The organism is uncultured Veillonella sp. (assembly GCF_905209685.1).
Lineage (GTDB): Bacteria > Bacillota > Negativicutes > Veillonellales > Veillonellaceae > Veillonella.
Genome location: NZ_CAJLUB010000086.1, coordinates 1 through 8,055, shown reverse-complemented (window position 1 = coordinate 8,055; position 8,055 = coordinate 1). Strand labels below are relative to the sequence as shown.

7 protein-coding genes and 1 pseudogene are annotated in these 8,055 nt (G+C 39.4%); 2 read left to right on the top strand and 6 right to left on the bottom strand.

Going from position 1 to position 8,055, the window contains the following annotated elements:
* Window positions 1-916 precede the first annotated feature (916 nt).
* The gene (locus QZ055_RS06800) at window positions 917-1,591 is read left to right on the top strand and encodes a response regulator transcription factor (protein WP_005385087.1); all 675 of its coding nucleotides are present in this window, start codon (window positions 917-919) and stop codon (window positions 1,589-1,591) included.
* Window positions 1,569-2,984 (top strand): HAMP domain-containing sensor histidine kinase, encoded by a 1,416-nt coding sequence (locus tag QZ055_RS06795; protein WP_295804371.1) that lies wholly within the window; start codon window positions 1,569-1,571, stop codon window positions 2,982-2,984. The genes QZ055_RS06800 and QZ055_RS06795 overlap by 23 nt, the downstream gene beginning before the upstream one ends.
* A 67-nt stretch (window positions 2,985-3,051) precedes the next feature.
* On the opposite strand, the gene QZ055_RS06790 is transcribed toward QZ055_RS06795, so the two are convergent.
* The 6 genes and pseudogenes from QZ055_RS06790 to QZ055_RS06765 all read right to left on the bottom strand — a co-directional run.
* Window positions 3,052-4,365: a DUF445 domain-containing protein gene (locus QZ055_RS06790; RefSeq protein ID WP_295825505.1), complete on the bottom strand. Its 1,314-nt coding sequence runs from the start codon at window positions 4,363-4,365 to the stop codon at window positions 3,052-3,054.
* A complete protein-coding gene (locus QZ055_RS06785; protein ID WP_039968864.1) occupies window positions 4,362-5,597 on the bottom strand; it encodes a DUF445 family protein in 1,236 nt (411 codons plus the stop codon). Before QZ055_RS06785 ends, QZ055_RS06790 begins: the two co-directional genes overlap by 4 nt.
* 152 nt (window positions 5,598-5,749) lie before the next feature.
* Complete coding sequence (locus QZ055_RS06780; protein WP_005385079.1) at window positions 5,750-6,451, bottom strand: MBL fold metallo-hydrolase; 702 nt, start codon at window positions 6,449-6,451, stop codon at window positions 5,750-5,752.
* Between the two features lie 133 nt (window positions 6,452-6,584).
* Entirely contained in the window at window positions 6,585-6,941 is a 357-nt protein-coding gene (locus QZ055_RS06775; RefSeq protein WP_295232501.1) for a helix-turn-helix domain-containing protein, read from the bottom strand.
* A 261-nt stretch (window positions 6,942-7,202) separates the two neighbouring features.
* Window positions 7,203-7,745: a glutathione peroxidase gene (locus tag QZ055_RS06770; protein ID WP_005385076.1), complete on the bottom strand. Its 543-nt coding sequence runs from the start codon at window positions 7,743-7,745 to the stop codon at window positions 7,203-7,205.
* Between the two features lie 32 nt (window positions 7,746-7,777).
* A pseudogene (locus QZ055_RS06765) lies at window positions 7,778-8,055 on the bottom strand (hypothetical protein); the annotation flags it as partial.

The following is an 8,055-nucleotide window of genomic DNA, read 5'->3' as shown; positions in this document are numbered from 1 at the left end:
TACCTACTACTAGAACATCAAACTGTTCCATAATGACCTCCTCATAACTACCTATTAATAAGAAAACTTGTTAGACTATCTCATTTCAAAAACTTATAAAAATTTTTGATAACCTAATCATTTTTCTTTCAAGAAAAGCCCCATACTTATGCGACTTTTCTTATAGCTTTACATATAATTATAGAGAGCATTTTGTATGATGTCTAAACCCTATTATGCATAATTAATTTCGATTAATCTAACTGATAATTTATTTCACTTAGTATTTTTCTTGTTTACTTATGAACATTTAAAATAGATTTATGAATATTTCATACAGGAAGTTAAGGATATTACGAAAGTAATTCGGTTCCGAAATTTTTGTATATTTTTATTTCCGCTAGACCCTTAACAAGTCTTATTAATACTGACTTTATAAGATTACCAAACTGTTCATAATAATTAATATCCGTTAAATTCCTACTAAAACTACCTAGATTTTAATCATCGAAAATCATCAAATTTCTACGGCTATTATTGGTATTTAACTCTCTGATAATTATTATCATAAGTTTTTTTAGTGATTTCTTTCACACTCGCTAAAATTGGCAAAATCCTGTTCATCTATGCGCATACGGCAATCTTCGATATAGTTCATCTTCATTCATTAGCAGAATTCATTAAGTTTCAAGTTTTCTTCGTTTTTGAGCGCTCAAAACATGAAGAACAGGCTTATAAACTCGCATATACATTCATCTTTTGCTCATTCCTGTTGTATAAGGTATGATAATAGATAAATAAGTTATATAATATTATATATATAGTCAACTCTATATGGTGTTGTGGCTTTCACCAAAATGAAAGCATATATATATAATGACTATATTAATGTAGTTGGAGAGCTATATTTTTAACTCATACATAAGGAGAACAGAGAATGAAAATTTTACTTGTAGAAGACGAAGAAATGCTGAATGGCATTACGGCCAAATATTTGCGTGCAGAGAATATGACAGTTGATACATGCTTCAATGGTCAACAAGCCATCGATTATGTAAATACATCTAGCTATGACGTTATCGTTATGGATATCATGATGCCAGTCCTTGACGGCATTAGCGCTCTTGCACAAATGCGCAACGACGGTAATACAACACCTGTATTGCTTTTAACTGCAAAAGATTCCTTACAAGATAAAGTTACAGGCCTCAACACAGGCGCTGACGATTACCTTGTAAAACCTTTCGATCTTGAAGAATTAACGGCTCGTATTTATGCATTGGCTCGTCGTAATGCGCGCCACGCACAAAACGATATCCACGTAGGTCCACTTACAATTAATGTGCCTCAACGTACTGTTAAACGCGACGGTGAAACAATCACATTGACTGCTAAAGAATTCGACCTCTTATTCTATTTAGCAAGTAACGAAAACATCGTATTATCCCGTCAACAAATTCTTGACCATGTTTGGGAATACGACTATGAAAGCTACTCTAATCTTATCGATGTATACATCAAAGATTTACGTAAAAAGATCGATACTGACGAGAATGTAAAACTCATTCAAACAGTTCGTGGAGTAGGGTATGTCCTCAAAACAGAAAACTAATGATCCTCACCGAGATCTAGACACCATGTCTGGGGCAGCTACCGATTTATTTAATCGGCTGCCCCTCACTTTTAAAATTATGTCTTGGTATACCATCTTTTTGCTCATCATTTTGATGGTTGCCTCTGCATGGATTTATGCATATACGCACGAGTCCGATAACAAAGAAGTACGTGAGCGCTTGCAGCAGCAAGCAATGATCATGGCTACGGATATTCGCAAATTTAAACCGTACCAAGATAATACATTCTTCTTTGTTTCCACCCAAGACGGCTATATTATTAAAGGCGCCTTACCAGACGGTTTCCCAAACCAAACAGTCCTCTCCTTAGGACAGGTTGGAGAAATTGCTGTAGGTGACGACACCTTCTATTACTACGATACGCCGGTTAATGAACCAAACTATCGTGGTATTTTGCGTGCTGTTACAAAGGTAAAAACAGCGTCTAAAAAGACAGAAAACCTACTATATAGTTTATTATTAGGTGATGTTATCTTCTTGTTGATTTCATCACTAGGTGGTTATCTATTCATCAAAAAAGGCCTCAAGCCGGTCCGAACCTTGACGAAAACAGCTAAGGTTATCGGTAAGAACAATGACTTGAGCCGCCGTATTGATATTCCTGTTCGTACTGCGCGCGATGAAATCTACGAGCTTACCACCACGTTTAACCGCATGATTTCAGGTCTGGAAGACTCCTCTAATCGGGAAAAACAGTTTAGTTCTGACGTATCTCATGAGTTGCGTACACCAATTGCTGTTATCAAAGCAGAAAGTGAATTCGCTTTAAAATACGGCCGTACAGAGGACGATTTACGAGAAGGCTTAACACATATCTTAGAACAAGCCAAGTTTATGACTAACCTCGTAAGTCAATTGCTCGATGTAGCACGCCTAGAGAATGCGCATGAACTCAACTTAGCACCTGTAGATGTATCGTTGATGTTAACCAATATGGTTCATGACTATACGCGACTCGTTGCAGAGAATACAGAAAAAAGGATTTCCATCACCTCCAATATTCAACCGCATATGAGTATCGTGGCTCATGAAGTGTCCTTACGTCGTGCCATTACAAACTTGGTGGACAATGCTATCAAGTTTACGAATTCCACCATCGACATTTCAGCCAAGCTTGCCGGCGGTGAACTTGTTATTACGGTAACAGATAACGGCATCGGTATCGAGCCAGAAAACCTTGAGCATATTTGGGATCGCATGTACCAAACAGAGCAATCTCGAAATAAGAAATCAAATCACGGTATTGGACTTGGCTTATACTTTGTAAATAAAGTTATTAGCTTACACCACGGCACAGTAACAGCCACAAGCGAGCCACAAGTAAAAACTACATTTACAGTACGATTACCGTACAACAGAACAGAAGAATAAACTAAAGGGACTGACCAACGGTCAGTCCCTTTTATTATGAAGCGCTTAATTATTAAGCATTTAATTTTTAGCCTATGAATTGTTGCCATAATGGCATATACACATATTCTAGGAAGGTCCATACAACGAGCCCTGCAATAGCACCAACAATGGCACCATTGATACGGATCCAGCTGAGGTCATCCTCTACCTTAGATTCGATGAAGTAGATAAACTTCTCTGAGCTAAGACCGCCTAGAACCTGGCGTATGATAGTTTCAATAAGGTCATAGCCTTGTTCAAGCACGTATATGCCAATATTGTGCAATGTATCTTCAATACGATTTCTCAAATCTTCGGATTGACCGTATACAGCCCACAATTCAAGGGCAATATTTACGAGGACTTGTGCAGGTGTTTCTCCATTTTCATCCCCTACAAGTAATAGTTCCTCTACATAAGGGCATAAATGGTTCTCAATGACAGATTCCCAATCTTGTTCGCGAATCCAGCGTTCCCACGCTTCATCAAGAGCATCACAAACCTCGCGATTCTCTTCTATATGACGAATTGGGTCTACCCATTGGCGAAGCCATGCAGTCCGTTCAGGACTATTCGGACGCTTCCAATTTTCAAGCATCGCATAGGCCTCTTGAACAATAGCTTGCGCCAGTTCTTTGTAGTTCACCACATCGGTCGCTTCAGACATAGAGATGAGGAAATCAGACCAGAAGCCTTTTCGCTTTTTCTTATGCGCCTCTTCTGCTACAACCGCTGTAAGCCACGTAACCATAGCTGGATGGTTAATACGTTCTTGAATTACATTCAATACCTGTACAACCATACCTTCATAGCGATTATGTTCACATAAGTCGAGCAATACGTGTTTCAAAACCGGTACTAGGGAATGCTTTTGAAGCAATCCACGGATGCGTTTTGCCCCCCATTGTGCCCATTCCTCGTTCGTTTGAGATTTCCACAACAGATGTAGCCCTTGATGTATCACAAGGCGCGCTGCCCGTTGCCCTTCTGGAGATAACAAGAATTTTTCAAATAATGGTACAAATTGAACATTGCTCAACAATACTTTGCACCGTTCCTTGGTAAGCATCTTTGTCTCAACGAGCTTGATAACACCGTTGATAAGGCGATCTTTATTGCGAGGAATTAACGCTGTATGATATGGAAAACCTAGTGGCTTACGGAACAATGCAGTTACGGCAAACCAGTCCGCCACACTGCCGATAAGTGCTGACTGCACAGCCCAATAAAGAGGCTGATACCAACTTTCACGACCATAGAAAAATTGACCTATGAAAACAAAACAGTACAATACAGCGGTCAAGCCAAGAATACCATTAGCACGTTGCCGCAAGGTGAGGGATTTCAAATACTGAATCATTTGAGCACCCCCTCTACCAAAAGATATAAACCGTAGAATATACCACCTAAAACAGCCCCTACGAGGGAACCATTGATACGAACCATTTGAAGGTCATAGTACATCTTACCTCGTACAATTTGGGTGATTTCATCAGGGGAGTAACGAGATAATTCCTGCCCTACCACCTTATCGATGAGAGGGTTTAATTTTTGTAACCACGGAATGCTGCGTAACAAGAAGAATCGTTCAAAGGGCGCTTGCTTGTCTGGGTTCAGCAAAATCTCTGTGCCGAGCACATTAAAGCGACCGATAACGATATCCATGAGACGTTTCCAGTCCACAGTATCACCATCGATGAGCTTGCCTTCCCATTCTTCGAGAACCATCTTAATCCATTGATCCTTATGCTCTTCGATGAATGCTTGCCACTCTGCATTGGTTTCCAAATTATTGAAGAAACGAATGGCTTGGCCCCATACGTAACGACCTAAATCAGAGTCGATGGACTCATTATCCTTAAGGAATTGAACAGCCTTTTTCTGTACTGTTTCTACCAATCGTTCTGGTGAAAGCCCATCCCCGCCAAAGGCAATAGCCAATTCACGGAAGAAGGAATCCTTCGTATAGGTTTTCATAATGTCTAACATTACGCGGTACAAGTACGGATATACCTGATTTGATGCAATGACGCGCTGACAAGTACGATTAAAGTAAAGCCAGAAAATACTCGCCGTATGGCGTTCTAACATACAGCGGCCAAACAAGATAACGAGCGGTGTCGCCTTCCAGTTTGTAACGCCTTTGTATATGGCTTTATTGATTTCCTGACGCATAGGTTCAATATCCATATGGGATAATACCTGATTCCCTACACCGTACAAAATATCCCGCATTTGGTCTTGTCCTACATCGCTCATGCCGTATTCAATAATGCGGACCATAACCCGTTCTTTTTTGATGGCATAGTACATTTGAGGCACGCGCAATAACTCTTCACTGAGCATAGTGCGCCCCATTTGTATAAGACGTTCCTTACTGCGTGGTAAGATAGCAGTCTTAAAAGGTATCCCCAAAGGTTTTGTAAAGAGCGCCGTCACCGCATACCAATCCGCCAAGCCACCGATCATAGCGGCCCCAGATACGTGCATGATAAATGCCCAAAACATATCTTGCCGTTGTGGATATGAAATTAAAAATATAATAGCCATGACAACCAATAGGGTGGTTGCCACTGGTTTAGTTTTCATCATCACTTGATCCTAACTTACTAAATTACGTATACAGACTCTCCCCATATAACGTAGTGACCATAGAGGCCACGAACTTTCACATACTACAACTTGTGAAAGTATATTTAATATGTGTATCCATCATCTGCTAGAGCATCCGATTAACACTTCAGTTAAAATGTACATTCATCGCCTTCTTTTTGAGGTTCCCACACAGGAACATCACCAAAGAGAGCTTTAAAATACACAGATGGTGTCCATAGTGGTCCATTTAGATGCATCGGAATAAAGGCTTTTTTCACCTCTACACGGCGCAAAAACTCAATGGCGCCCCACTCCATAGCGTCTTCCAAACGATTATCTACAGGGAACATCGCTACATCTACAGACAAACCGTCCAATTCTTTAAACTCACGCCATGCCATGCGCTTTGCATCTGCATTATTCTCTGGCGTATCACCAAGCCAATGCCACCAGTTGAGGTCACCTGCGTGGAAAATAGAATCAGAATCGATGTTAGCCGTATTTGTCTTTACGTAGAAAGAACCACCTTCATCGGTACTACCATACATATGAATGCCTACATCATCTAATGTAGCATCATGACCTGGGCGCATGGTAATGCATTTCTTTACCTTCCCTTCTAATGGCACATCTTGATGGCAAATATAGCGTGTTTGAGGACCATCAAACTCTGTAATGGATGGATTAAAATGATCTGCATGAACATGGCTTACAAAGAACCAAAGCTCACGACCACGCTTTGCTAATTGCCAAACAATATTGTTAGGATCTTTATAATAATCAAACACATAGCAACGCTTACCGTCGTCTACAAGAAAGCCACTATGCGCTAAAAAAGTAACATTCAACATTATTATCAATACCTCTCATTTATTGAGAATTTATATCATTCGTATTGTTTATTATACCATATTTTTCTTAATACATGGCATAAACAAATGGCTATTTATATCATAATAAGGGCAGAAATGCCGCTGGCACTTCTTAAATGCGGCCAGCGGCTTTCATATAGTCGATATATTGGTTCCCCCATTTTTCAAGAGATGCGAGAACCGCTTTAAACTCTGCCCCCACTTCGGTAAGGCTATATTCTACCTTAGGTGGAATAGTACCATATACTTCACGATGAACTAAACCGTCATCCTCCATTTGTCGCAGAGCTCTAGTAAGAGTGGCTTGCGTAATTGGATATAAGCGGCGCTCTAACTCACGGAAGCGCACAGGACCTTCAGATAATTCGTGCATGATCAATAAAGACCATTTGCCGGCTAATAACTTTTGGCTCGTTGCATAGGGACAGCGGCCCACTAAATCATGAACATTTACGAGTTGCTCTGCCATGGTGATTCTCCTTTTCGCTCTAATATAATTCAAATGTTATCACATATTTTTACTATTTCAAGCATTTTATGGTATCTTTTTTTAGGGTACAAATATTTATGTTCGCTAATATTACTATATACACAAAAGAACCGCTAGTTACAAAACTAGCGGTTCTTTTCTTTACCATACTAAGTACGCTACTAAACGAATACTTTTAAGAAGCAAGAGATATTATAAATCAATGTCACTTATTCCCTAAAATTTAGTCGTCTGCCAAAATCATAATAATGTTTTAATAAAAGATTCCATTTCCATCGGTTTTACAACAGGCTCAAAGCGCCCTACCACATTACCTTTACGATCTATAACAAACTTAGTAAAGTTCCACTTTACCTCATCGTCCTTTAGATAGTTAGGATCAATGCCATTGAGATAGTCTGTAAGCATTTCTGTCTTATCACTAGGCGGGAACCCTTTAAATGGTTGCTCTTTAATCATATATTTGAATAAATCCAAGGCACTTTCATCACGCACATCAGATTTACCCATCACAGTAAAAGTAACCCCATAATTTACCTTGCAAAAGGATTGAATTTCGGTATTAGAACCAGGCTCTTCCTCGCCAAACTGGTTGGAAGGGACCGCAATAATTTCTAAACCTTGTTCGTTGTATTTCTTATAAAGAGCCTCTAACCCCTCATATTGGTGAGTAAATCCACACTTACTTGCCGTATTAACAACAATAAGAACTTTGCCTTCAAAATTTTGTAGCGATTGCAATTCACCAGACTTATTAGGCAGAGAAAATTGATATACAGACATAGTAACTCCTAACTTTCACAATAAAACTAATATTATATTAATAATGTTTTTACATCGTAATTAAATTTAGCTGTAGTCTCAGCCGCAGTTTTTTGCCACTCTGTAGGTGCTGTACCGTCTTTTTCTAGGAAGAATCCAGAGTCAAGGTAACGAATGATGATATAGTTGGAGTCCTTTTGATCAAAGCCATTACCACGACTAAAATCGATACCATGACCTGTATTGCGCGTTACGATGGCTTCTAATAATGGCAGGGTAATGGCATTCAACGTGATTTTCATATCACATTTGTCGAAAATCTTTTTGAAGA